Raw genomic sequence first — 25,808 nt, 5'->3', positions numbered from 1 at the left:
GAGTCCCGGAGACGGTCACAAGGAGAATAAAGGAAGGAGCAGGAGAGGTGAGAGGAGCTCTATCATGGCCTTTTATGCGTTTATATATGTTGACCCTGTTGTATTTCAGCGCTAACTCCATACTTAATGTCATTATTCCTTTAAAGGGTGAAGCGCTTGGCGCCACCAATACAACGATCGGTATCATTATGGGGGCGTATTTATTTACAACGATGTTTTTTCGGCCATGGGCGGGCAAAATGATTCAAAAGTACGGCCCTATCCGTGTGCTGCGCACGATTCTTATCATAAATGGCTTTGCTTTAATTCTATACACGTTTACGGGATTAGAGGGTTATTTCGTAGCTCGTATGCTGCAAGGCGTATGTACAGCCTTTTTCTCCATGGCTTTGCAATTGGGCATTATTGATGCACTGCCAGAAAAGGACCGTTCACAGGGGATTTCCATGTATTCCTTATGTGCTTCTATGCCGGGTATAATCGGTCCCTTATTGGCTTTAGGCATTTGGCAAGCAGGAAATATGAACCATTTCACAGTGGCTATGATCGCGATTGCTATCCTTACTGGGATTGTAGGCTATAGCGCCAAAATGGACAAACAAGCGGCCGAGGCTGAGCCTGATACGGGTCAGAAAGGGCAGGGCAGTACGATGTCCGAGTCGTTTGGCCAGTTATTCAAAAACCCGCATTTGTTCAAATGCAGTGTGCTGATGCTGATTGCTTCCCTTGTATTTGGGGCGGTGACCACCTTCATACCGCTATATGCTGCACAAATCGAAGGAGGAAATGCGGCGTTTTATCTCATGCTGCAGGCGGGAGCCGTAGTAGTGGCCCGCTTTGCATTACGAAAAAAAATTCCTTCGGATGGCAAATGGCATTCTGCTTTTGTCATGGTCATTATGCTGATGCTAGCTGCAGCAGCGTTATGTGTCAGCTTTTCTGCAATGGGTGGAGCCGTCTTTTTCTATGCTGGCGCAGGTTTGATGGGAATCGCTCAAGCACTGCTCTATCCAACATTAACGACGTATTTAACTTTTGTTTTGCCGCAATTGAATCGCAATGTACTAATTGGTTTATTTATTGCTACGGCAGATTTGGGCGTTTCGCTCGGTGGTGTCATTATGGGGCCAGTAGCGGATATTTTCTCTTATTCCTTTATGTATATGCTTTGCGCGATTTTAGGCGTGTCGATGATTGTTTTTTCTTATGAGCGCCGTGAAATTTTTGTTAAATTAAAATAAAGCTGCCTCGTAAGGTTTGGGCTGTTCCCCCGCCTTCCAAAGCGCGCTAACTGTGGGGGCCATCGCCTTCCATGTCAAACATACAGGCCACAATTCCTTTCTGCGAATACAATAACGTGTATTCCAAAACCGAAAGGGGATAATTATTTTGAACAGAAATAATTACTATAATATGGGTACTATAGGCAATATGGGTAATGTAGGCGGTATGAATGACATGAACTTTTGTCCCGATTGTCCAACGCAGACGATCTATGATCCTCCGATTGTACAATACGAGAACTACTATCACCCACAGCTCGTGAATGTCGTTCAAAATATTGAAACAGTGAAGCAGCACCATTGTTGTCCAGTTTATAAGCAGCATTTCACTCATACGGAGAAAAATGTTATGGTTTCGAGTGCGAGACGCGCGAAACAAGCTAAAGCAGCTTCCAAGAAACGTTCAAAAAAATAGCTTGAATATGAAATAAAGACCCTTAAGAACGGTCGCTTGGTGAGTGAAGCGGCCCTCTTTAAGGGTCTTATTTTTTTTAGGGATCTAAATGGCAATAGGCAGAACTAGGCTTGTACGCCTTCCCTCACCCTGTAAACACAGTTTCTGCCTCCCACCAAAATATGCTCCACCCGTTCGATGGAAACATGACTCCCGAGAATGGATTGAAATAAATTCAGCTCATACTTACATAACCCAGTACAGACAACAGCAGCCTCACAAATCGGACAATGCTTCTCAATGAACAGGTAGCTTCCATCGTCTTGATCCTGAATCTCAGCCATGTAACCTTCATTTGTTCGAATCTCGGCCATTTTCTCTAGTTTTCCCCGTATGCTTGATGCGTCACCAATGTGCTGAAGATATTGCACTTGCATCTTCTTATCCCGGACAGCAAGCAGCTTGTCTAACCCCTCGTTTCCGAAGGCTTCTCTCATCGAATGGATCAAACTGACGGACAACTCCGAATAACCGCTTGGAAAAAATGTATTAGCTTCGGGAGTTAATCTCCATAGCTTGGTCGGCCGGCCCATGGGGCGGGCTTCTTCTTCATGAGTAACAAATCCTTCTTCTTTCAGGGCATTTAAGTGCTGGCGAATCGCCATTCCAGAGAGCGAAAATTCGGAGGCTAGCGCCATCACGTCCATCCCGCCCTGCTGCTTTAGCAGATCAATGATCGCTCTTCGGGTTCTGGTTGAGGAATCTTTATTGGTTTGATTTCGGCTCATGATGCCCTCCTTATTAAGCAACGGAATCTACATCGCTCCTTACATTTTAAATATAAATGTTGACAAAGTCAAAGGTGAACTGTACCGTAGAGTTTGTAAAGAAAAATGTTTACTAAGTATCCGGATACGGTGTATACATAACAATCTTATTTGGAGGTTCATTTTAATGTCTAATCATCAAAGCATTTTCAGCCCGCGTTATTTTGCATTGTCTATAGGAATTATCCTGTCTGTGATGGCGGTTGGATTCGAAGGCCTTTCGGTAACGACGATTGCTCCTTCCATCGCTGGCGACTTGAATGGCATTGACCTTTTTGGCTGGATATTCAGTACGTATCTGCTTGCGCAGATTATTGGCACCTTGGTCGTTGGTCGTATCATTGATAGAAAAGGGCCGGCAGCACCGTTCACTTACGCCCTTATTTTATTTATCGTCGGGCTGATCGCTGCCGCGACAGCAAGCGATATGTATATGATGATTTTGGCGCGAGCCATGCAGGGCCTAGGTGCCGGTGCAATGATGACTTGTGTTTACACGGCAATATCTTTAAGTTACCCCGATGAATTACGTGCGAAAATACTCGGAGCATTCGGTACTGCCTATGTACTTCCATCTATGCTCGGTCCATACGTTGCAGGCCTTATCGCAGACCAGTGGTCATGGCGGTTTGTTTTCTGGGGTATATTACCGATCCTGATCGTTTCAGCACTGCTTAGCCTGCCTGCTTTTAGGAAGCTAAAGACACAGGGAACACAAGGGGAAAACGGAGCTGCAGCTACATGGATGGCGCTGCTATTGACGGTCGGTACGGGGATTTTATTAGTAGGTCTTAGCAAGCTGCCGACCATTACAGGATTTGTTTTAGCCATTATCGGCTTAGTGCTAATGGTATATCCGCTGCGCAAACTGCTCCCCAAGGGAACGCTTGCTATGAGAAGAGGTATGCCGGCTATTCTCGCAACACGGGGGCTGTTCTTCGCTGCCTATACCAGTACACAGAATTTCTTGGTATTGGCTTTAATAGATGTGAAGGGTATTACGCCTTCTCAGGCTGGATTAATTGTAGCGAGCGCCGCACTGAGTTGGTGCGTCATTGCTTATCTGCAAGGACGTTGGGACTCGGCAGACCAGGGGCGTGGACGTCATACAAGAATTATTCTAGGTGTGCTGCTGCTTGCAATTGGGATTGCCTTCGTATTTTGGGTGCCAGTTGTAACAGTTACCGTAGCGGTTATTGGACAAATCATAGCGGGAATCGGAATTGGATTGGCACATCCGATTAGCGGTGTTGTGGCCTTTTCCCAAACAGGCGCAGAAGGGGTTGGAAAAACCTCGGCCAATCTACAATTTGCGGATTCCTTTACACCGGGCGTCGTTATCGGGATAGGCGGCTCCATCCTTGTCGTGTGTCAAGCTGCCGGGATGTCGATGCAAGCTGCATTAACGGTAACAATGGGTTTTCATCTCTTGTTAATCGTCATGAGTTTATTGGCGAGCACGCGGATTACACCAGCAACTGAAGCAAACAGAGCAAGTCTTCAAACTTTAGGCTTGAAAAACAAATAAACGGTAGGAGAGATGTACAATGTTTAACACCTTAAAAGCTAATATTGATGGACATCTCATTTTACCAGGAGAGCAAGGGTACGACGAAAGAAGAAAGGTATGGAATATGGCCTTTGATAAATATCCGGCAGCCATCTTAGTTTGCAAGACTTCAACCGATGTTGTCGCTGCCGTTCAATTTGCCAAGGAGAAAGACATCCCCGTTTCCATTCGGGGTGGTGGTCATCATGTTGCTGGAACAGCCGTTTGCGATAAAGGTATCATGATTGATTTATCCGATATGCGTAAGGTTACCGTAGACACTGTAAGGCGTATAGCTGTTGTAGAACCAGGGGCAACTTTAGGGGATGTCGATGCGGAGACGCAGAAATACGGTCTAGCTACTCCGACAGGAACGGTTTCAGAAACGGGCATTGCGGGACTCGCTTTATGCGGTGGTCTCGGTTATCTAAAAGGGATGTACGGCATAACAAGCGACAATATGATTTCAGCGCGTATCGTTACTGCTAACGGGGAAGAGATTCAAGTAAGCGAACAGGAAAATCCCGATTTGTATTGGGCCCTTCGCGGTGGCGGAGGCAACTTCGGAGTCGTCACTTCCTTCGAATTTCAGCTTTACCCTATAGGTCCTGAAGTTTTGGCCGTCGATGTCATGTATGACTATAAAGATGCGAAGCAGATTTTGCAAAAAGCGCAGGCTTTCCTGCAACAGGCGCCGGATGAAGTGTCCTTTAATATGGTGGCCTTCCAGCTGCCTTCGCTGCCTAGTGTGCCTGAAGCAATGCATAACAAACGCGTTATAGTGATTGCCGGGTTATATGCAGGTGATAAGGCAGATGGGGAAAAGGCCATTCAACCACTGCGTGAATTGGCTATCCCGATTGCCGATCAAACGGGTATCGTCCTATATACTGAATTACAGAGTAGGTTTGACCTAGCAGCTCCGAAAAATGTTCCCGTTTATGGAACATCACTTTTTGTTAAAGAATTGAACGATGAAATCATTGATACGCTGCTCAGCAAACTAGAGAATCCTCCAAGACCATCTTTACTGGTACAATTCTGGAGCTGTCACGGCCGGATGAATCGCATACCTTCCGATGCTACCGCATTTGCTGTTCGTGATGCATCGTTTCTTCTCAGTTTGGATGTCGACTTTCCCATGGAGGAAGCGGAGAAGTGTACCGATTGGATAGAAGCCGTTTATGAGGCGTTATTGCCCTATTCGCTTCGTAAGTCGTCTTATCTGAATACCGTTCGAGCTGATGACCAAATAACGAAAGATGCCTATGCGGCTAATTACCATAGGCTGCTTGCCATCAAGAAGCAATACGATCCGACAAACCTTTTCCGCAAAAACCATAATATTGACCCGGGAATTTAGATTTCTTTTAGCAGGATTAAAACTGCTGAGCAGTGGGGGTAGAGCTTTTGAGGAGTGTTCGCCTTGCTTTCGAAAAATTGGCATGGAGAAAATCGCAAAATATATTTTCGATCCGAATTTACTTTTTGCCCGCATTGTGAGAAGAAATTACAGCGTGCCCATACGGCTTGGCACAAAGAAATTACGACGTTAATCGGTGTCATTGAAGTATGGAGTATAGCCTACACTTGCAAAAATAGGATTTGCTCACACAAAGGCATCTTCTACAAATCAGCGGAAGCTGAAATGCTCGGTATGAAACAGTCATCCTATGGTGGGGATGCGCTAAGCCTTGCAGGAGAGTTGTGCTTTACGCCACATATGACGGTAATCGAACTCACTGCAGCTCTTCATGTGACAACTGAGCTCAATGGCGGCATTGTTTTGTCGATGCACGGTGTGCAGCAAAAAAAGGGGAACGAAACGCTCTACATCTTATATGAAGTATTTAGCGGCACGGTAATTGCTGCGAAAAATATGGAAAGTGGAACGGTTCTGGAACTTCAAGCTCTCATTTTGCCCATCATTAAACTAGGATTTCCTATTGTAGGTATCGTGTTTGATGGCCAGTATAGTATACGCTTGGCCTTTGAAGGCTTGCTTCCCGGTTTACCTTACCAATACTGCTATTACCGCTATATCTCTACAGCAATAACGGGCGCTGATCGCAAACTAAAAAAGCGACTGAAAAAGAATATGCGAGCTATAAGAGATTTTGAAAGAAAAATCGGGCAAATGGAAAAAAACATCAGCAAGCAATCAGATGAAGCCGCCACTTCAATTGGTGGAATGACTGAAATTAAAATGGCCAAGAAATATATCGCAGCTGGTCGGGCTTTATTGTTGGAAGGCGGGGATCCTCCGCCTAACCTCCCGGGTATGTTGATCTATGAACGAGCGCAAACCATTCAAGCTTCGTTATCGCGATACTTAGTGAGGAGTGACTGAGATGATAGAAATCAGTGAAAAGGCCAAATCGGCTATCCATCAAATGATCTTGGACAAAAATATGGCTGATCTGTTTCTTCGAGTAGGAATTGAAGACGGCGGATGCAGCGGATTATCTTACAATATCAAACTAGACGACCTGTTGACGAAAGAAGATGAGGTATTGCCGACTGAAACCTTCAACATCGTATGGGATAAACGGAGCATCGAATTTTTGGAAGGGATCAAAATTGACTACCAAAATCAAGGTATGACTGGCGGATTTACGATCGACAACCCTAATGCGAAAGCCTCCTGCAGCTGCGGCGCGAGCTTCAGAACAGCAACCTACAAAGGAAGCCGTAAAAAGTGTGACTGAACTGATAATTGAAATTTAGGAATAGAGGGATGTGAAACCGAGTGCCATTTGTAATAACAGAAGCTTGTATTTTTGAAAAAGCAGCTGATTGTGTAGACGTTTGTCCTGTCGATTGCATTGTGGAAGGAGACGATCAGTATTTTATAAATCCTGATATATGTATTGACTGTGGTGCTTGCGAAGCGGCTTGTCCGGTTGGGGCGGTCTACTACGATGAAGACTTGCCTGAGCAACAAATTAAATATGCAGCTAAGGCAAGAGAATTTTTCAAAACGCAATAATTTGCATAATGCATCTATTACAAAAGGTCGAGGCATCACGCCCCGACCTTTCATTTTTTTATTACAGTATTATACATCATTTACTTCAAGACGATTCACTTGCGGATAAGTCGCTCGTTGCATGACTAATAGCAACACTTTAGTTCCTATCCTTTTTTTTACCAACTTTAATGTATACTTGTTACTATCAAACCAATTATTTTTTGTAGGAATGTCTTATTTCTTTATGTTGCATTACAATATGACTTTCGGAGTGAAGGCAAATGAACAAAAAGATGCCGATTATCAGCTTAATAGCAGGGTTGATCCTGCTTATTTGTTCCTGTTCCGCACAGACGGAACAAGTGAAAGGAAATTTAGAGACAAAACTGCCAGCCAACTTTACGATTTCTAATGTTAAAAGCGCGTTGGAACAATACGCGAACTATCGTTTGTGGTTTTATCCTGAGAATGTTTCAGGGAAATTGGCGGATACCAACTTTGATCCTTACATTGGGCAGATGATTGATGTTGAGGTTCGTTTATATACGGACAGCGCTAGTAACAAGAAAGTGTATACGAAAACGAGCATTGGTGAGTGGCTGGCCGTATTTGAAGTGAAAAATGGCATTGTGTATTGTAATGGACAGGTTGGTAAAGATGAATCAATATGGCCACAGGATAATTATGAAGTCATGGGGGAATTTCAAATAAAAGTCCCTCAGCCTCACAAACCAGATTTTGGGTCATCACCTCGTAAAGATAAAATGATTGCAGCTGCGGAGTCTTACATGAAATCATTTTGCGAGGATTTACTCAGTGGTACCGAGCGTGAGAAGTGGGTAGATGCTAAGGTATATATTGCGGACTTTTATGAATATGAAAGCGGGGTTTCAGCATGGCTTGTAAGAGAGGATGGGTATGTATGGAATTCGCCCATGTATTTTGTAGAGGAAAACGATGAATTTAAAGCAGTTGGTGAAAAAGGATTTGGGATAGACAACATTGAGTCTCTGGACAAGCTTGATTTTGGGCGATATATGTTTGAGAAACAAACGGATGATGCTGTATTGCAATTTACATGCAGCAGTAGTGACATGTAGCATTCAAAAGTCTGATTCTTCATTTTTAGCTAAACTTATATTGAATATTAACTCTAGCCCTATTCAGATCGTCAACTGCGATCTAAATCGGGCTTTTTGATTTTCTGATAAATGGTGCATGAAAAGAAAATATTGGGACAAGTTAAAATTGAGCTTTATTGAAGAAAGGATGGACTAGCGTGTGGTCTGTTATAATTTCGCACCTCCCTGATTGGAAAGTTTGTGCACAGGCTATTCTAAGCCTGATTATTGCTCTTGTTCTTTATTATTTGAATAAATATTTTCGGTCATTAGTTGAGAAGAAGAATGCTCCTGCCCAGAAAGCAAGGAAGGGCGAGCATCTTGCCGCTCAATCGAATCTATCTGACGATTATGAAGAAAATTTGCATGCAATCAAACAAGCCATTAGCAGCAATAGCGATGTCCATTTTCGTGAATTTCAAATAACGGAGCTTCATGCTCGGGCAACGCTCATTTATGTAGATGGGATGCAGAATGAGGAAATGATCAGTAAGTATGTAATGAAAATTTTGATGGAAGATGTTAGGCAGGATATGACTGACAGAAGTTTTTTATTTAATCCAGTGGAGTTCTCCTCTTATTTTCAAAATAAAGTACTACCGATTTGCGAGGCCTATGAAGCTGCAGAGCTTCATGGTTTAAATCAATCCATCTTGATAGGTTTTACGGCCTTGCTTATTGAAGGCATGCCTCACGCCCTGCTTATTGGCACGTCAGGCATGAAGACCAGAGCAATTAATGAACCAAGCTCTGAAGCTTTGCTTCGAGGTCCGCGTATCGGATTTACCGAGGTGCTAAGTGAGAATACATCGATGCTGCGCAGACAAGGCTACAGTGAAGATCTGGAAATAAATATGTATGAGGTAGGAACGCGAATTAAAAGGAAACTGGTCATTGCTTACATGAAGGAGATTGTTAATCCAGATCTGCTTCAGGAGGTAAGAGATCGAGTTGCAAAAATCAATATGGATTTCATTGCGGAATCCGGTTATGTGGAGCAGCTCATTGAAGATGATTACCTAAGCCCTTTTCAGCAAGCTCATAATACAGAGCGTCCGGATCGGGTCATTAGCGGATTATTGGAAGGAAGGATAGCCATTCTATTGGATGGCACTCCTTTCGCTCTAATTGTTCCGGTAACGTTCGGCATGCTGCTGCAATCGCCTGAGGATTATTACGATCGCTGGCTGCCAGGAACCCTATTGCGTTTGCTGCGATTTTTCGCCGCGTTCTTGGCCCTTATGGCACCGGCTTTGTATATTTCGTTTATTTCCTTTCATCCGGGCTTAATCCCGACAGAGCTTGCCGTTACGATCATTGAAACCAGGCAGGGTGTCCCCTTTCCTTCATTAATAGAAGTAATGATTCTGGAAATTTCGATTGAAATATTGCGTGAGGCCGGCATTCGATTGCCCAAGCCTATTGGACCGGCAATGGGCATTGTGGGCGGTTTAATTATTGGCGAGGCCGCTGTGCAGGCAGGAATTGTCAGTCCATTTTTGGTAATCGTAGTAGCAGTGACGGCTATATCTTCTTTCTCGATACCCGTATACAGCGCAGGCATTACACTGCGTATATTACGTTTCGCTGGCATGTTATGTGCGGCAGTGCTAGGGATGTTTGGAACCATTTTGTTCATATTGTTAATTTGCGGTCATTTAAGCAAGCTGAAAAGCTTTGGAGTTCCTTATGTGACACCAATCTCGCCGTTTCGCTTCAACGACTGGAAGGATTTATTTCTGCGTGCGCCGCTGCCCTTTATGACTAAACGACCGGACATGATGAAGACGCAAGACAAGAAGCGAAGATAGTAAAGGAATAGAGAGGAGGCGCAAATGTGTTTCTACGCAGCGACGATAAAATCACCACAACCCAAACCTCAATCTTCATAACAGACTCAGTATTGGGGGCCGGTATTTTGACCTTGCCCCGAGGTGTGATCGAAGCTGCAAAAACGCCGGATGTCTGGCTATCTGTGCTATTAGGCGGCTTTCTCGTCATTTTGTTAACGATGGTCATGGTGAAATTAAGCCAGCAATTTCCTAATCATACGGTGTATCAATACGCTAAACGAATTGTCGGCACTATACCTGGTGGAATTTTAGGTGTTTGCTTGATTGGTTATTACATCATTATTGCCGGTTTCGAGGTAAGGATATTTGCAGAGATCACAATGTACTATTTGCTGGAAGGAACCCCTATTTGGGCTATTGTCATTCCCTTTATTTGGGTGGGCACCTATATTTGCTTTGGAGGAATTAATTCCATCGCACGGGTTTTTCAAATTATTTTCCCGATCAGTATTCTGATACTGGTGCTTTCGTATTTCCTGAGTATTCGATTGTTTGATATCAACAATTTACGTCCTGTTTTGGGTGAAGGTGTTCTACCCGTATTTAAGGGGTTGAAATCAACTGTGCTTATATTTACAGGATGTGAAGTGATCATGACTCTCGTTGCACATATGCAGCACCCAGAGCGGGCAGTCAAAGCGACATTTGCAGGAATAGGCGTTCCTTTTGTGCTATATCTGATGACTGTAATCGTCGTTATAGGAGGCATGTCGATGGATTCGGTGATGAATAGTACCTGGCCTACAATCGACCTTCTGCGAAGCTTTGAAATTACGGGATTAATATTTGAGCGTTTTGAGTTTCCGTTTTTGGTCATTTGGATGATGCAGTTGTTTTGCAATTTCACCAGTTTTTACTTCAATGCTTCTTTAGGAATTTCACAGGTTTTTCATCTAAAGATTCACCCGGTGATCTTTGGATTAATCCCCGTTATCTTTATCACTACGATGCTTCCCGAGCGAATAAATGAAGTTTTTAAGCTAGGGGATACGATAGGCAAAATGGGGATCTTTTTATTTTTTCTCGTGCCTGTCCTGCTTACTGTCATATTGCTCTTTAGAAAGAAGGTGTTGAATCATCATGTATAGATTTAAAAACTTGCTTGCCTTACTTCTCTTATCCTCCATTTTCTTAACACAAGGCTGCTGGAGCAGTAAAGAAATTGAGGATTTAAGTGTTTATGCAGGTCTGGCACTAGATGTAGGTGAACGGCCTGAGCTTGAACGCAATCTGGAAAGAGAAGGCGCAACGTACGATAAAAAAAATCTATTGACAGCTACGATACAAATTGTTCCGATAAAATCGTTCGAACGGCAAGAAAAGTCGAGCGAGAAGCAATTGTTGAAGTATTCAAATTTGCGCCTAACAGGGGATTCTGTATTTGAAATTATGCGCCAATACTCAACTAGAAGGGAGCGCCCAGTCATTGGGCATCATCTTAAAGTCATTGTAGTAGCTACAAAATTGGCCGGGCAGCATCAGATGGACCAATTAATGGACTTTGTGCTGCGTGATAATGATATACGTCCAAGCTGTCGGGTGTTTTTTAGCAAGGGGAGGGCTTACGATACCTTTATCAGTAGTCAACCAGAAGAGGTTCCTGCTTTTCGGATAAACTCGATGATCAATAATAGCTTCAGAACCAATAAGGTCATGAAAGAGGTCAATCTAACTCGGATCGATGGATTGCTTCATTCGAAACAAAGCTTTTTGCTGCAAAATATCGTCTCTTCAAAAGGGGAAATAGAATTTTCAGGTGCTGGAATTGTTAAGGGGGCTACTAGCAAGTGGATTGGCGATTTGAATCAAGAAAATGTGGAAAGCCTATCCTGGATTCAAGGGACAGGTCAAGGTGGCGTAATCAAAAGTTATGATTGGAGAAATAAAAGCATTACCTATGAGATTAAATCCATGCACAGTAAAACGACTGCCAAATTACAAGGTGACGCGATTTCCTTTCACGTTGCGATTGAATCAACCGGGAGATTAATTGAAAATTGGGATACGCAAGAAAACCCATCCAAACTTGAATATTTAGAGGGAGCAGAGAAGGTTTTTGAAAAAAGATTAACAACAATGATTGATCATGTCATGCGGAAAATGCAATCGAAATACAAAGTGGATGTAGCTGGATTCGGGAAAGTGCTCTCTATAAAGTATCCCGATAAATGGAAAATGGTGAAGGATAATTGGGATGAAGTGTTTAGCCGGGTTCCCGTAACCTTTGAGGTCAAGTTGACGATTACTGATTTTGGTTCTTCTACGGAATAATCAACTTAGTACCTATAGCAATTCCTAATTTGTGTATATGAACAGGATGTATGGACATCATATTTTTAGCTAACTGTTAAATGCTAAAAAGATTATGTCAGGAGCAACAATCTATCTATAAAATAGGGGAGGCGCTAAATGAATGTCGAATAAAAAAAGTTACTATGCATTTGAGGATCCGTCTGGGACCACGCCAGAGCGCATAGCCTGGCTTTCTATAAACTACCTTACCAGGCAATGATTTATAAAGCTTTTTAGTCGTAGCAGAAATGTTATATTATTGTCTCTACGCTTTCTGTGAATAATCGGTGCGTTCTTGTTAGAAAATAAGCGAGCTAGCATTCTAACTTGAAGAGAGGTATGAAGATGAAGAAGTGGTTAGCGATTTTTAGCCTTGCAGCATGCTTAATGATGTTCTTCACTGTTCCTGCTTTTGCAGACAATATCACAAGGATGGACAATACGCCGGGCGATGAAATGCGTCACGAAGTCAATAAAGGAATTAACGCAACAAACCGCTCGTTAGGTACGGACATGAATCGCATCGACAACGGGAATACAGTAAGCACAAATAATTATCGAGCCAATGCCGCAGACGATGATGGTTTCGATTGGGGATGGCTTGGTCTGCTTGGCTTACTTGGACTTGCAGGCATGAGAAACCGCGGCCGCGATCGCGCATAACCTTATTATTTCAAGGAACAGCACAAATAACTTCCCTTGTTAGAGGAAGGTTACTAAAAAATGAAAAAAGGTACTGCTTCCCGAAATTACGGGAACAGTACCTTTTTATTGGTATAATGAAAAGAATCGCGACGAAAGTTAGCTGTTTCATTATAAACAGGTTCGTTAAATTCTTTGTGAGCAATTCAACGAACCTGTTAGTTGGAAAATTGATGCGGTCGAGAGGACTCGAACCTCCACGGCTGTTACACCACTAGAACCTGAATCTAGCGCGTCTGCCAATTCCGCCACGACCGCACATGCAAAATTTACATTTATAATTTAGCATGTTGTCATGGGGGAAGTCAAGCTGGCTATAAGAAGTTGAAATTATCAGATTAATCGTATGCATCAGGATAGTAGTAGTAGCGTTCATAATCACTAATCTCAATCTCAAACCAAATTCCAGTGTCGGGGTAACTGGCGATGGAGTAGTCTATTCCGGCTTCCTCAATGTTGTTAATTATGTTATACAGATCAACATTAGAATCATCCCATAACAGGGCGTTCATAATATCATTGGCATTCGTATCGATTCTGGATACCGGATTTGCGGCAGCAATTGCCGTATGAATAGATCCCAATAGGTTATCTAAAGTTTCTGGCGTTTCATCGTTTTCTACGGATATCATCAGACCTTGGATGCTAGCGTCTTTTGGATTAATGATGCCGCTCAGCTTATGATTTTCTGAGAATTCATAATTGAAAAAATAAACGCCATCTTTACCCGCTGTTAAAGTCGCTTCCCCCATTTGTAAGGGATACTCCAGTAGTACGGCGGCCTCATTAAACCTTGTTTTCAAGTCCTCCAAGCTATCCCAGATGATAAAAGGAGCGGTCTCTGTTTCTTCTGATAGTAGCAGTTCCTTCTCTTCTGAAGGGGGGGTTGCCGTCTCCTCCTCGTCAAATACATACTCATCATCCAGTTCCTCTTCCATTGTAAAAGCAGGCTCCTCCTCCATAATGGTTGGAGTTGCTTCCGTATTAGCGGTTAGTCCAACCGAAAAAGACCGGCTCGGGTTGAGTGTCTTATTAATGAAATAGCCTAGCGTTATGGAGCCAATTAATAAAAGCATTACCGTCCAAATAATATAAAATGATTTATGCAAATAATCACGCTGCCTTTATGTAGAATGAGGTTGAAGAATGAAGCAAAATAAGCTTTATTTTTAACTATAGAGTGCCAGCAGTTGTTGCCAAATAGGAAATTTCTCGCCGCAGGCAAGGCAATTCGTGTGTCCAGCCAAATAAGGCAGCTGTGCCGAAAGCTGCTCGTCCCCCAAACGCTCAGCCCGGCTATGTACATAACGAAGACTGACTTCCGCTGAGCTTGCAGGATCAGCAGGGGTAATGGTACCAGGCGAATCCTTGTCGTTAAAAACGGGATCTGCCTTGTACGCGACAAGCTTCTCCTCGCTTTCATCCGGCCAAATGAAGGTTTCATGCTCGCAAGCAGGACATGCCGCGACATATTCATCACCGATGCTGTGGGTTTGCAGCATGCTCGCAGCCGCTCGTTCACCGTAAAAAGCAGCATCGGCGATTGCTATATAACGTTTCTCGGAGTCATCTTTATTAGGCTGGGCGTAGTCGGCGATCTGGTCGGACATTTCACGAAACTTTTTAATGGCATCGTAATAAGAAAGATAAATATCAGCCCGTGCCTTTGCATCAATATCAGGTACTAATTCCTCAAATACTGCGGGCATTTCCGACGTTAACTCACAAGTATTGTTTGCTTCAAATAAGCCGCAGGTGATGTAAATATCCAGCTTCACTTCCGGGTCGTTCGAGTGCAAGGCGATTTCCGCCAAATAAGGCACCGCGGCGTAGGTACAAGCGTAAATCGTATTCTGATGATAAAGCTGTTCCCAGTAAAGCTCATCTTTGACCTCTGAATCATAATTTTGGGCTAACTGCTGCAGCATTTCCGGTACGGAATCGGCGATGCCATACGGTCCTTCCAGTTCCGACCAAATCGTGCTATTTAAAGCGAGCATAATGAATCGCCTCCTCATGAATGAATAGTGAACGTCCTTCCTAGCTATTTTACTATGGAATTGGTGATTTTGGCGATATGTGACAAAGGAAGCAGATTAACGGCGAATGAATTTCCAGCATGCAGCATATTTTGCTGCAAGTTCACAAACAATGAAAGGGAATGAGTGATGACGCGTTGATAGCGAATGAGGAGTGTGGAAGTGTGAACGCGAATAGAAGCGATTTATGGAAAAAGAGGATGGTCAGGCTGCTTGGACTAATGCTGCTGGTTTTGTGCACGAGCAATGAAGCAGGAGCAGCTTCTTTATTTGCAGAACCCCAGGCACAGGAGCAGCGCCATATTGCCATCGTCATTGACGATTTCGGCAATGATATGGATGGTACGGAGGAAATGCTGAAGCTGCCGATCAAGTTTACAGCGGCGGTTATGCCATTTATGCCGTCTACGCAAAAAGATGCAGAGGAGGCTCATCGTCTCGGGCACGATGTCATCGTGCATATGCCAATGGAGCCCAACAAGGGATTGAAAAAATGGCTCGGTCCCGGCGCTATTACGGCAGATCTAAGCGACGCCGAAGTCCGTAAGCGGATTAATGCGGCCATTGACAATGTGCCTCATGCGATTGGCATGAACAATCATATGGGGTCCAAGGTGACTGCGGATGAGCGGATTATGCGTATCGTGCTTGACGTATGCAAGCAGCGAGGGTTGTTTTTCCTCGATAGCCGGACGACCTATAGGACTGTTGTGCCGAAGGTATCCAAGGAGGTTGGCGTACCGCTGCTATCCAACGATGTTTTTCTCGATGATGTGTATACGATTCAGCATATTAGCAAGCAAATGAATGAAGTGCAGAAGCATCTGGCTACGCATGTTACCTGCGTTGTGATCGGTCATGTCGGGCCTCCGGGCAAAAAAACAGCGGCTGTTCTAAGACAGTCGATTCTGTCCATGAACGCCGCTGTTTCCTTCGTCAAGCTGTCGGATATGGTGCTGCAATCATTTGGTGATCAGCTTGTATTGCCGAATCCCTGAAGCGATGGCGGATGCAATGTGCAGCTGCTCGCGGGGGTCTGTCAGCATCGTTCGATCATCGCTATTGCTGACGAAGCCCATTTCTACAATAACGGCTGGCTGATATACGCGTCTAAGCAGATAGAAGGGCTTCCCTTCCCTAGGCAAAAACGAGGTGCGCTGCTGGCGATTAAGCGTGTCCTGAATGCAGAAAGCAAGCAGGGCGCTTTCTCCGCTGCTTTGATGCAGCACCAGCGGCCCGCGCTCCGAGCGGTCGGGTGTCGAATTGACATGCAGGCTGACGAGCAGCTGCGTAGGAATTTCCTCGGTGAGCTGCCGCCTTTGGGAAAGGTCACGCCGATGACGGGAGCCGCTAATATGCCAGCGATTATCGTCGCTAAGCGCATAATCGTCGGTGCGATTCAGCACGGCGGTAATGCCTTGGCTATTCAGCAGCAAATACAGCTTTTTGGCGACAGCGAGGTTAATATCTTTTTCCAAAATGCCCCCGGCCGATGCGCCGCCATCAATACCGCCATGACCCGCATCAATGAGTACAACGGATGAAGGCATCGTCCAATGTCCAGCATGGGGGTCGGAATGATGAGAGGGTACGGCGGGTTCATTTGCAGAAGCTTTGCTATTTCCTGTTGCCATAGCTGTAGAATGGGCGGGAAGGCAGAAGAGCAGCGTAATGATCAAACAACGAAAGCAAGCAAGCACATGCCATCCTCCTTTTGAAAGGCTTTTGTCTTAGCTATAGCGTGGCTCACCGGAGGAAATCTCATGCATGTTTATGATTGGAGATGGCAGGGCAAACTGATATCATCAATGGTTGTGAGAGGCAACTGTCCTTAAGAAGCGACTGCTTAGATACTCAAGCAAAAAGGGGAGCGACAGAAATGGCCAGCGGGGATGATTTAATCAAATATGTGACCGTACAGGTTGTGGAGTATATGGAGAAGCCAAAAGGGGAACGCAAGCAAATAAAAGCGTCAGCGAAGGCGATAAGGGAGCCATGGCTGACGCGCTGGTTCGGCTGGGGGCCTGTCAGTCTTATGATGTGGTGGCGGGGAAAAAGCGGGCGTCAGCGATAAAAATCACCCAGCTCTGCAAGCAGCGAAAGTGGAACATAACGCCGGCTTTCGCCCAGCTCGTCTGTTTCAAGAGCGACGTACACAGCGCCGTTGTTCCAGCTGTGATAGCCAGTTGCCGACCACACATAAAGCATGTCGCCATTAAACCTTGCCGCTGTATAGGTAAGGTGTTTCTTTTTGTCCAAAATAAGCAGCGCCTTTAAGGAGCCTTTAGATTCCGCCTTGCCTACAGGTGCATCTGTCAGCCATTGCAGCTTCTCATAAGGGCTGAATGAAGGATTGGAAACGGCTTTGGCAATGCTCGCGGTGGCTGCCATAGGCCCTTCATTATGAATAAGCTTTAGCTCCTGACTTGCCTCGGCGTCCCAGAGCGGAGCAGTCAGCGGCAGCGCTTCACCGCTCATGGCATCGGTATATGCCGTAGCCTTGCCGGTAATTTTCCAGACGGACAGCAGTGGATGGATATATAGCGGCGTACTCGTAATGGCAGAGGGGATAAGTTCAAGCCGCTGGAGCGATTGCTGCAGCGTTGTTAAGCTATATAGGTAGTCGCCAAGCCCGTATTCGCCTAAAATATACCCGCCGCTCTCCGTTGCATGGACAACGAGGTACCCGACGGTTTTTTTGTGCTGAATAACGCTGGCCATCCAGCTGTGTGTGCCGGGGCCGAGTGCGGAAATATTAAGCGTTGCGCCTTGCCAGCTCTTGAAAGCAGGCTGTGCTGCGAGCTGCGCTGTCCATGCTTCTACATGGGCGAGAAGGGATGCATGGTCTGCTTGTTCCAGCTCGGGCATGGCGGCAGCTTGCGGGAGCTGGAGGCTGCTTGTCCATAATATAGCGCTTAACAATAATGCGCCGATCATTAGCTTGCGAATGTGGCTCAGCAATAAATTCACCCTTTTCTTCATGAGGCAGCTCGCTAAAGTGGCGAATGCTGCCTATTATTAAAATATAAGAATTTATAGGTTTCACACTATAAATACGCTTATATTTCTCGGACTGAAACGCGCCGCGCCAACAGAGGATGGCGACAGCTGTTTCACCTTGACTCACAGCTTCATTATAAAAGGCTGAGCGGGAGAAGGCTGTTGGAATGTGTAGGCACTCGGCAGCCTGTCCCGTTCTTTTTTTGCCGCAATGGTGCGGATCGGGTCTGATCTTAGACTATTCAATACCTTCCAGATGGAAAATACCGCAGTTAATGGCGGAAGCCGTCACGCGGGGCTCATATTGCCAGCGGATTTCCGCTTGGCGCTGTTCATACTGCACGCGTACGCTTTGCTTCAGCTCGTCGTCAGCCGCATGCTCGATTAGCGGCTCATAATACAGCCGAATGCGCTCCAGCTCCTCCTCCAGCCGCTCGGTTGCGGCACCTGCCCATTCATAATCGTAGCTTTTCAGCTTGCGCTCCAGCGCTTGCTCCATAATAGACAGCGCCTTGTTGAAAGAAAGGCCGTTTTTCGCCAAATGAATGTTCGCGGGCAGGCGCGGCGTGAGCCTGAGGCGCTGAACTCGATCATGGAAATGCTCGGTGCAATGCCCCGTAGCCAGCGAAATCCCGAAGCTGTGTATTTCCTCGCGCTTGCGGTCGCAGGCGAACTCCACGCGCATATTGATGCCAAGCCAAGCAGTGTAAGGCGTAGAGCTATAAGGCGAGGCGGCACCACGCTCCGGTTCTTGAAAAAGAAAGACGTAGCTGCCCTTTGATTTTGCCGCACCAAACAGCTGATCGAGCTTGCGCGAGCCGAAATACATTTCCTCGCGCGGAATGCGCAGCCCCGTCTGATTGAGGCTGCCGTGTACAAAGCCGAGCGAGCGGCCAAGCGCAGCATCAGCCGCCGCTGCTTGGCTCGTGCCGGCTGCCGCTGCGCCCCCGCTGCTATTGGCGCCTTCTGCCGCAGCGCCAGTTGCCGAACTCGCTGGCGCGGCCGAAGCGGCACCAGCCGCGTTAACTGGCGCGGCTGGACTTGCATTTGCCGCTGCACTTGCTATGCCCGCATCAGGCCTCACGCTGCTTGCGGCACCGTTAAATGCAGCGGCATCTGTGCTTCCTGCAGCCCCGGCTGCGTTTCCTGCCACACCTGCTCCGCCCGAGCCCGATAAGGGTACGCGCTGCTGCGCGGGCAGCGTCCCAGCTTGCCCCGCGTCATACTTTTCACGGTCGGTTACGAGCAGATAGGTCATCGTCTCGGGAGCAGCGTTCGTGCGATCGACAAAGCTCCAGTAGTAGGGACGGTTCGTCAGCTCCCGGTCTGCATCAGGCGACAGCTTAACCGTGAAATGACAGGGCGATTTCTCCAAAACCTGGCACTCGGTCGCCTCCAAATAACGCTGCACAAACTTGTGTACCTGCTTCTCATTCATGTCGTATCTCCACCGTCTGCCCAAGGGCTGTCATTTGTGACACAATTTGCGCACCTGCCTGCAGTTCAGGAGCAAGCTGTACCTCTTCGCGGATTTGCGTAATCGAGGAGGCGAGATCGCTGATCTTATCGCGCAGCTCCGTTTCGCTGCCGCCTGATTCGAGCAGCATGCGGGCAAGCTGCTGCTCCAGCGAGCCATCTTTTTTCTCGAAGCGCTCCAAAATATGATCCAGCTCGCCAATGACAAGCTCAAACATATTAATTTTCTCATGCAGCAAATGGACAATATGCTCCTCTATCGTGCCGAGGGTGCAAAGGTTGTAAATTTTTACGTCCTCGGTTTGTCCGAGCCTGTGGACGCGGCCAATCCGCTGCTCTACGCGCATCGGATTCCATGGCAAATCGAAGTTGATCATATGGTGGCAAAATTGCAAATTGATGCCTTCGCCGCCTGCCTCCGTTGCAATCAATACTTGCGCCCGGCCGCGGAAGAGGTCCATCATCCAATCCTTCTTGCCACGGTTCATCCCGCCCCGGTAAGGGACGGCAATCATGTCGTGGGAGCGGAAATATTGCAGCAAATACTCCTGCGTTGCCCGATATTCCGTGAAAATAATGACTTTATCGTTCATTTCCTTAACGAGCTCAAGCGCCTTCTCAGCCTTCGTATTGGCTTCGATTTTTTTGATGAACTCGACGAGCTCCCATATTTTTGCGCGGACGGGCGAATCCTCGGCCGTCTTTTTGAACATATTGACGAGTGTCAGAAAGACGGCATCGCGGCTGCTGCATACTTCGCGCTGTAGCGTGACTAAGGACAGCATGCTGCTGAGGTCGGGGCCGCTCTCATCGTAGCGTTCATGCACGAAGGCGGTCACTGCGTCGTAAAGCGCCTGCTCATCAGTCGACAGCTGCAGCGGAATATTTTTCACAAAACGTTTCGTAAACGAAATGCCGCCGTCGCCGCGGCGATTGCGAATCATAATGCTGGACAGCGCCGTTTGGAGCTGCTCTTCATTTTTTGGAAGACGCTTGTCAACGACGAAGTTGGCGGCAAACTCGCTTTGGCGGCCGAGCTGGCCAGGCTTGAGCAGCGTGATCAAATTGTACAGCTCGTCCAAATTGTTTTGCACCGGCGTTGCGGTAAGCAGCAGGCAATATTTTTTGCGCAGCTCGGTGACGAACTGGTAGTTGGTCGTTTTTTTGTTTTTGAGCTTATGCGCCTCGTCGATGATGACCATATCGTAGTCGGTGCCGAGAATGACGTCGCGATGGGGATCGCGCTTGGCTGTATCTATCGAAGCGACGACGACGTCGTAATGCCAGGTATGGGCTTTTTTCTGGGCAACGGCGGAAATGCCGAATTTCTGATTCAGCTCGCGCACCCATTGCAGAACGAGCGAGGCGGGAACGAGAATGAGCGTACGGCGCACGAGCCCGCGGACGATGTATTCCTTCAGCACGAGGCCAGCTTCAATCGTTTTGCCAAGTCCAACCTCATCGGCGAGAATGGCGCGTCCGCCCATTTCATGCAGCACCTTGCGCGCGGTCGAAATTTGATGGGGCATCGGTTCGAGCATCGGCAGGCTGCGCAGGCATTGCAGTTGCTCGAAGCTTTCAATTCGTTTCGCTTGCTCCGCTTCCATCGATAGCTGATATAACGTCCAGTCATCCCAGGGGCCGTTTTTGGACATGCGGTTTTGCAGCTCATCTAAAGTGGAACGGTCATATTGAAAATCTACGAGCGGATGAAGCTTGCGGGTGACTAAAGCAGCATCTGGAGCAGCGGATGATCCGTATAGCGGTAGTTTATTATCTAAAGACAAGGGAGCAGCTCCTTTCATCGTTTAAGCGAATATTCATCGTCCATTCAAGCAAAATGAGTAGGTTAAAATCTTTGTTTCTAGTATGACCCTTTCATCGCCTATTCATAAGAAAAGGCTAAAAAAAGCGTGAGAACTAGCAACGGAAAGCGTAGACTTTGGCAGGCGGGGAAATTGGGCGTTTTTGGCTGGGAATGATGAGGAAACCCAATATGTAGTATGTTATAATGATTTTCAGACACAATATATCGGGTTAAGCATGATGTGAAAGGCCTTGTTAGCGGGCAAATAGAAACGTTTTTAGCAAATGTAAGGAGAGGCGGCGTTACTTATGGAGAAGAAACCAACCTTGAGTGAAAATAGGAAAGGCACCAGCAGGCTGGAGGGGCTCAGCGAGAAAATTTTTCTCGATCGTTATGCTTGGAAAAATGCGGATTCCAGCAGTGCTAAGCCTGGAGACCTTGTGCTCGTGCTGACCAAAGATGATCCAAAGTTTCCAACGAAGGAAGTAGGAGAGATTGTGGCCCGTGAAGGTGAGCAGGTGGAGGTGCAGCTCAGAAGCGGTGGCCGTGTAACGACTGCGGTCGAGAAGCTGACGCTGACCATTGAGCAGACGCCTGAGGAAATGTGGGATCGCTTGGCGAAGGCGGTTGCCGGAGTCGAGGGCAGCGAGCAGAAGCGGGCGGAATGGACCGAGCGCTTTCGCTATATTTTGGACGACTGGAAGCTCGTGCCGGGCGGCAGAATTGCAGCGGGGGCAGGGGCTAGTGAGGAGCTTACGCTATTTAACTGTTATGTGCTGCCTTCACCGGCAGATAGCCGTGGCGGCATTATGCAGACGTTGACGGAAATGACGGAAATTATGGCACGCGGGGGCGGTGTAGGCATTAATCTGTCGTCGCTGCGTCCGCGCCGCGCCATTGTGGCAGGGGTAAATGGCGCATCGAGCGGGGCGGTGTCATGGGGCGGGCTGTTCAGCTATACGACGGGGCTGATCGAGCAGGGCGGCAGCCGCCGCGGCGCCTTAATGCTAATGATCAACGACTGGCATCCCGATGTGCTGGATTTCATTACGGTCAAGCAGACGATGGGCCAGGTGACGAACGCGAATTTATCGGTATGCGTGAGCAACGCTTTTATGAAAGCGGTGAAGGAGGATTTAGAGTGGGAGCTGGTATTTCCGGATACGAAGGATACACAGTACAACGAGCTTTGGACAGGAGATTTGGATGCTTGGCGGGCACTCGGCAAAAAGGTGATTTTGTACAAAACGGTCCGCGCCCGCGATATCTGGCACATGATTATTGAATCAGCGTGGAAGTCGGCAGAGCCCGGCGTGGTTTTTATGGAGTATTATAATCAGATGTCGAATAGCTGGTATTTCAATCCCATTATTAGTACGAATCCATGCTTTCATCCGAGCACCAGAATTACGACGGAATACGGGCTAATGACCATAGAGGAATTGTATAAAAAAACAGCTGGAGAAAGCTTTCTTGTTGGCACCGATGCGCGTCTAGTCGAACAAGCAAAGGTTGTCGGCGGGCGTTCTTATGAGGTTCCCGGTGTGAAGATGCGGCAAGCAACGGTTTTTCCTACCGGGGAGAGGGAGACGGTCGTCGTTTCCTTGCAAAATGGGATGGACATCAGCGTGACAAAAGACCATCGCTTATATACGAATGTGGGCTGGAAGGAAGCGCAGAACCTCACCCAAAAAGATTGCGTTTATGTCCAATCCGGTAAAGGTCATTTTGCGGCGAAAGATGAACTAGGCGAACATTGGGGATTGTTTCTTGGTTGGTTGACAGGCGACGGATGGGTATCGAAACGCGGGGATATCGGCATGGTTTTTGGTGGCGGGGATGAAGATGTAGTAAGCCTGCTAGTCGAGGCAGGTGAGAGGATTACCGGAGTAAAGGCGAAGGTGTTTGATCGAACAAATGGGACAAAACAGGTTTATTGGTGGCGCAAAGAGCTGCTTCAAAAGCTGAATGAGCTGGGCGTTAAAGCTGTCAAGGCCCCAGAGAAGGAAGTACCTGAGGCATTATTCACATCGTCAGAAGCTACCGTAACGGCATTTCTGCAAGGACTTTTTAGTGCAGATGGAACGGTTTATGAACGGGATGAAATGCGGCGCACTGTTCGGCTAACTTCAGCTTCACGAAAGCTGCTGCAGGGTGTTCAGCTTTTGCTGCTCAATTACGGTATTCACAGTTCGATCTATGCTCGTCCCAAAAAAGCACAAACGCAGTTTCAATACACGACACAAGCTGGCGAGCACCGTACGTATGAAAGCAGCGGCTTTTATGAGCTCATCATGACCGGAAACAATATTGTTGCCTTTAAAGAACAGATCGGATTTCGTTATGTCACTAGAAAACAAGAGGCGCTTGAGCGAATTGCTCGGCGATCACGTAAAACGGAAAAGTTTCTGTCTAAAGTCACTTCGGTAAAGGCGGGAGAAACCGTCACCGTTTACGATATTACGGAGCCTATTACCCATTCGCTTCTAGCTGGTGGAATGGTTGCACACAACTGTGGCGAACAGGGCCTGCCGGGCTGGGGCGTCTGCAATCTTTCAGCGGTCAATCTGTCGCGTTTCTATAATGATCGGCAGCATGACGTGGACTGGGAGGAGCTGGCGAAAGTTACACGCTGGTCGGTGCGGTTTCTCGATAACGTCATTGACACCACACCGTATCATTTTCCTGAAAATGAAGCGAACCAAAAGCGCGAGCGCCGCGTCGGGCTCGGCACGATGGGGCTTGCGGAGCTGCTGATTAAGCTGCGTATTCGTTATGGCAGCGCGGAATCGCTCGAGTTTCTCGATAAGCTGTATGGGTTTATGGCCCGCGAAGCGTATCTCGCTTCGACGGAAATTGCAGCGGAGAAAGGCGTTTTCCCTGCATTTGAGGCGGATAAATTTTTGCAAAGCGGATTTATGCGAAGCTTGACGTCGCATTATCCCGAGGTGGGGGCTGCGGTAGAGCAGCATGGCATTCGCAACGTCACGGTGCTGACGCAGGCACCGACGGGAAGTACCGGAACGATGGTCGGCACCTCGACTGGCATTGAGCCGTATTTTGCTTTTGAATATTTCCGCCAAAGCAGACTTGGTTATGATAAACAGCTTGTCCCAATCGCCCAGCAGTGGAAGGATGCGCATCCTGACGAGGAGCTGCCGGATTATTTTGTAGCTGCGATGGACTTGTCTGCGAAGGATCATATCCGGGTCCAGGCAGCGATTCAGCGCTGGGTGGACAGCTCGATTTCGAAGACGGCGAATTGCCCGAATGATTTTACGGTGGAAGAGACGAAGGAGCTTTATGAGATGGCATTTGATCTTGGCTGCAAGGGCGTGACCATTTATCGCGACGGCAGCAGGGATGTTCAGGTGCTGTCGACGACGGATGAGAAAGAGAAGAAGCAGGAGACGGAAGAGGAGCTTAAGCTGTCATCAGGAGCAGAAAGCAGGGAGAAAGAAGTTCAAGCTGGAGATCATGGTGCCATAGCTATTGAGGGAGTGGCTTCTCAAGGGGCTTCAAGTGCTGGGAGTGTACCTGATGCAGCAGACCCAAAAACTACTACAGCTACAACCGCTGTGAGTAAGAAAACGCTGGACAAAGCGTATAAAAATCGTCCGCAGGTGCTGCGCGGTGCCACCTACAAGGTTAATACGCCATTCGGCATGGCGTATATTACGATCAATGATCTGTCCGGCTCGCCGGGCGAAATTTTTCTGAATGTCGGCAAGGCTGGCTCCGACGTGTTCGCCATGGCGGAGGCGCTTGGGCGCGTCTGCTCGCTATTCCTTCGTTATGGCGATCATGGTCATAAGGTGGAGCTGTTAATTAAGCATTTGAAAGGAATCGGCGGCACAGGTGCGATTGGGTTTGGCGCAAACCGCGTGGAATCGATTGCCGATGCCGTAGCGAAGGCGTTGGAGCAGCATATAGCGTCTGCTGTGAAAGAGCGGGAGGAGAGCGGTGCAGCAGAGGCAATAAAATCAACTGATACTAGCATGGACTGGGATCTAGGCACATCTGCAAAAACGAGATCAACAGCGACAGCTAATGTCAGCCCAGACCCAGCAAAAAGCCGCAGCAGCGCAAGCTCACTCGATCTTTGTCCTTCTTGTGGTTCAGCGTCACTTATTAATGTGGAAGGATGTAAGCAGTGCAGTAATTGCGGGTACAGCCGATGTAATTAATAGCTCAACTTTTGCAGTTTAAATTGGTTAGGTAAGCCTTCATGTAGCTGGACAAACTAGCAATCCATTGCAGGAACTGTGTTTGAATAAATGTTGAGAACTTCTTGCTGGCTTTCTTGGCGACATCCTCAATCCATTTAAGGAGTTGTTTTAAGGTTATTATCCAATTGAACTGGCTTACTTCAATGCATAGCAAATAAAACAAGCCTCCAAGCGTACGATTGTCTGTGCTTTGTCGATGTTGCCATGCCAGCAAAATTTTACAAGAACAGACAATGGTAGTGTGACTGATGGGTAGGTCATAGGA

General features: G+C 47.0%; 22 protein-coding genes and 1 tRNA gene. 15 read left to right on the top strand and 8 right to left on the bottom strand.

Annotated features, from left to right (window positions below):
- Positions 1-47: 47 nt before the first annotated feature.
- Together cntE and ACSR9A_RS23500 are read left to right on the top strand one after the other, a co-directional pair.
- The gene (gene cntE / locus ACSR9A_RS23505) at positions 48-1,241 is read left to right on the top strand and encodes a staphylopine family metallophore export MFS transporter CntE (protein WP_473759855.1); all 1,194 of its coding nucleotides are present in this window, start codon (positions 48-50) and stop codon (positions 1,239-1,241) included.
- A gap of 148 nt (positions 1,242-1,389) precedes the next feature.
- Entirely contained in the window at positions 1,390-1,698 is a 309-nt protein-coding gene (locus ACSR9A_RS23500; protein ID WP_473759854.1) for a hypothetical protein, read from the top strand.
- 104 nt (positions 1,699-1,802) lie between these two features.
- Here the strand turns inward: ACSR9A_RS23500 and ACSR9A_RS23495 are convergent, their stop codons facing one another.
- Positions 1,803-2,465 (bottom strand): helix-turn-helix transcriptional regulator, encoded by a 663-nt coding sequence (locus ACSR9A_RS23495; protein ID WP_473759853.1) that lies wholly within the window; start codon positions 2,463-2,465, stop codon positions 1,803-1,805.
- A 166-nt stretch (positions 2,466-2,631) separates the two neighbouring features.
- Here ACSR9A_RS23495 and ACSR9A_RS23490 point away from each other — a divergent pair, with 166 nt between their 5' ends.
- From ACSR9A_RS23490 to ACSR9A_RS23445, 10 genes are all read left to right on the top strand, one after another.
- A complete protein-coding gene (locus ACSR9A_RS23490) occupies positions 2,632-4,032 on the top strand; it encodes an MFS transporter (RefSeq protein WP_473759851.1) in 1,401 nt (466 codons plus the stop codon).
- A 19-nt stretch (positions 4,033-4,051) separates the two neighbouring features.
- The gene (locus ACSR9A_RS23485; protein WP_473759850.1) at positions 4,052-5,416 is read left to right on the top strand and encodes an FAD-binding oxidoreductase; all 1,365 of its coding nucleotides are present in this window, start codon (positions 4,052-4,054) and stop codon (positions 5,414-5,416) included.
- 54 nt (positions 5,417-5,470) lie between these two features.
- Entirely contained in the window at positions 5,471-6,403 is a 933-nt protein-coding gene (locus tag ACSR9A_RS23480) for a transposase (RefSeq protein ID WP_473759848.1), read from the top strand.
- Position 6,404: 1 nt separating this feature from the next.
- Positions 6,405-6,761, top strand: coding sequence for a HesB/IscA family protein (locus ACSR9A_RS23475; protein WP_473759846.1), 357 nt, complete (start codon positions 6,405-6,407; stop codon positions 6,759-6,761).
- Between the two features lie 41 nt (positions 6,762-6,802).
- Positions 6,803-7,042 carry a ferredoxin family protein gene (locus ACSR9A_RS23470; protein ID WP_473759844.1) on the top strand — a complete coding sequence of 80 codons (240 nt, stop codon included), beginning with the start codon at positions 6,803-6,805 and terminating at the stop codon, positions 7,040-7,042.
- A gap of 263 nt (positions 7,043-7,305) precedes the next feature.
- The gene (locus ACSR9A_RS23465) at positions 7,306-8,124 is read left to right on the top strand and encodes a hypothetical protein (RefSeq protein ID WP_473759842.1); all 819 of its coding nucleotides are present in this window, start codon (positions 7,306-7,308) and stop codon (positions 8,122-8,124) included.
- A gap of 179 nt (positions 8,125-8,303) precedes the next feature.
- Positions 8,304-9,956: a spore germination protein gene (locus tag ACSR9A_RS23460; protein ID WP_473759840.1), complete on the top strand. Its 1,653-nt coding sequence runs from the start codon at positions 8,304-8,306 to the stop codon at positions 9,954-9,956.
- 26 nt (positions 9,957-9,982) lie between these two features.
- Entirely contained in the window at positions 9,983-11,086 is a 1,104-nt protein-coding gene (locus ACSR9A_RS23455; protein ID WP_473759838.1) for a GerAB/ArcD/ProY family transporter, read from the top strand.
- Positions 11,079-12,269 (top strand): Ger(x)C family spore germination protein, encoded by a 1,191-nt coding sequence (locus ACSR9A_RS23450; RefSeq protein ID WP_473759836.1) that lies wholly within the window; start codon positions 11,079-11,081, stop codon positions 12,267-12,269. The genes ACSR9A_RS23455 and ACSR9A_RS23450 overlap by 8 nt, the downstream gene beginning before the upstream one ends.
- Positions 12,270-12,635: 366 nt before the next feature.
- Positions 12,636-12,953 (top strand): WGxxGxxG family protein, encoded by a 318-nt coding sequence (locus ACSR9A_RS23445; RefSeq protein ID WP_473759834.1) that lies wholly within the window; start codon positions 12,636-12,638, stop codon positions 12,951-12,953.
- Between the two features lie 213 nt (positions 12,954-13,166).
- Here the strand turns inward: ACSR9A_RS23445 and ACSR9A_RS23440 are convergent.
- The 3 genes from ACSR9A_RS23440 to ACSR9A_RS23430 all read right to left on the bottom strand — a co-directional run bounded on the left by ACSR9A_RS23440 (position 13,167) and on the right by ACSR9A_RS23430 (position 14,992).
- Positions 13,167-13,250, bottom strand: a tRNA-Leu gene (locus tag ACSR9A_RS23440).
- 80 nt (positions 13,251-13,330) lie between these two features.
- Complete coding sequence (locus ACSR9A_RS23435) at positions 13,331-13,930, bottom strand: hypothetical protein (protein ID WP_473759832.1); 600 nt, start codon at positions 13,928-13,930, stop codon at positions 13,331-13,333.
- Between the two features lie 231 nt (positions 13,931-14,161).
- Positions 14,162-14,992: a hypothetical protein gene (locus ACSR9A_RS23430; RefSeq protein ID WP_473759830.1), complete on the bottom strand. Its 831-nt coding sequence runs from the start codon at positions 14,990-14,992 to the stop codon at positions 14,162-14,164.
- Positions 14,993-15,252: 260 nt separating this feature from the next.
- Between ACSR9A_RS23430 and ACSR9A_RS23425 the strand changes: the two genes are divergently transcribed.
- Positions 15,253-16,029 (top strand): divergent polysaccharide deacetylase family protein, encoded by a 777-nt coding sequence (locus ACSR9A_RS23425; protein WP_473760239.1) that lies wholly within the window; start codon positions 15,253-15,255, stop codon positions 16,027-16,029.
- Here ACSR9A_RS23425 and ACSR9A_RS23420 read toward each other — a convergent pair.
- Positions 15,994-16,731 (bottom strand): N-acetylmuramoyl-L-alanine amidase family protein, encoded by a 738-nt coding sequence (locus ACSR9A_RS23420; RefSeq protein WP_473759828.1) that lies wholly within the window; start codon positions 16,729-16,731, stop codon positions 15,994-15,996. The genes ACSR9A_RS23425 and ACSR9A_RS23420 overlap by 36 nt on opposite strands.
- Before the next feature lie 179 nt (positions 16,732-16,910).
- On the opposite strand from ACSR9A_RS23420, the gene ACSR9A_RS23415 reads away from it, so the two are divergent.
- Positions 16,911-17,105: a YqzE family protein gene (locus ACSR9A_RS23415; protein ID WP_341282066.1), complete on the top strand. Its 195-nt coding sequence runs from the start codon at positions 16,911-16,913 to the stop codon at positions 17,103-17,105.
- Here the strand turns inward: ACSR9A_RS23415 and ACSR9A_RS23410 are convergent.
- The 3 genes from ACSR9A_RS23410 to ACSR9A_RS23400 form a co-directional block, all read right to left on the bottom strand.
- Positions 17,096-18,013 (bottom strand): hypothetical protein, encoded by a 918-nt coding sequence (locus tag ACSR9A_RS23410; protein WP_473759826.1) that lies wholly within the window; start codon positions 18,011-18,013, stop codon positions 17,096-17,098. The two genes, ACSR9A_RS23415 and ACSR9A_RS23410, sit on opposite strands and share 10 nt — an antisense overlap.
- A 256-nt stretch (positions 18,014-18,269) precedes the next feature.
- A complete protein-coding gene (locus ACSR9A_RS23405; RefSeq protein ID WP_473759824.1) occupies positions 18,270-19,469 on the bottom strand; it encodes a YqhG family protein in 1,200 nt (399 codons plus the stop codon).
- On the bottom strand, positions 19,462-21,294 hold the full coding sequence (locus ACSR9A_RS23400; protein ID WP_473759822.1) for a DEAD/DEAH box helicase: 1,833 nt from the start codon (positions 21,292-21,294) through the stop codon (positions 19,462-19,464). Before ACSR9A_RS23400 ends, ACSR9A_RS23405 begins: the two co-directional genes overlap by 8 nt.
- Before the next feature lie 328 nt (positions 21,295-21,622).
- Here ACSR9A_RS23400 and ACSR9A_RS23395 point away from each other — a divergent pair, with 328 nt between their 5' ends.
- Positions 21,623-25,501, top strand: a complete 3,879-nt coding sequence (locus ACSR9A_RS23395; RefSeq protein ID WP_473759820.1) for an LAGLIDADG family homing endonuclease — start codon at positions 21,623-21,625, stop codon at positions 25,499-25,501.
- Positions 25,502-25,808 lie beyond the last annotated feature (307 nt).

It is taken from the genome of Paenibacillus sp. R-74696, from assembly GCF_055814915.1.
This window is presented reverse-complemented; position numbering and strand designations above follow the sequence as displayed.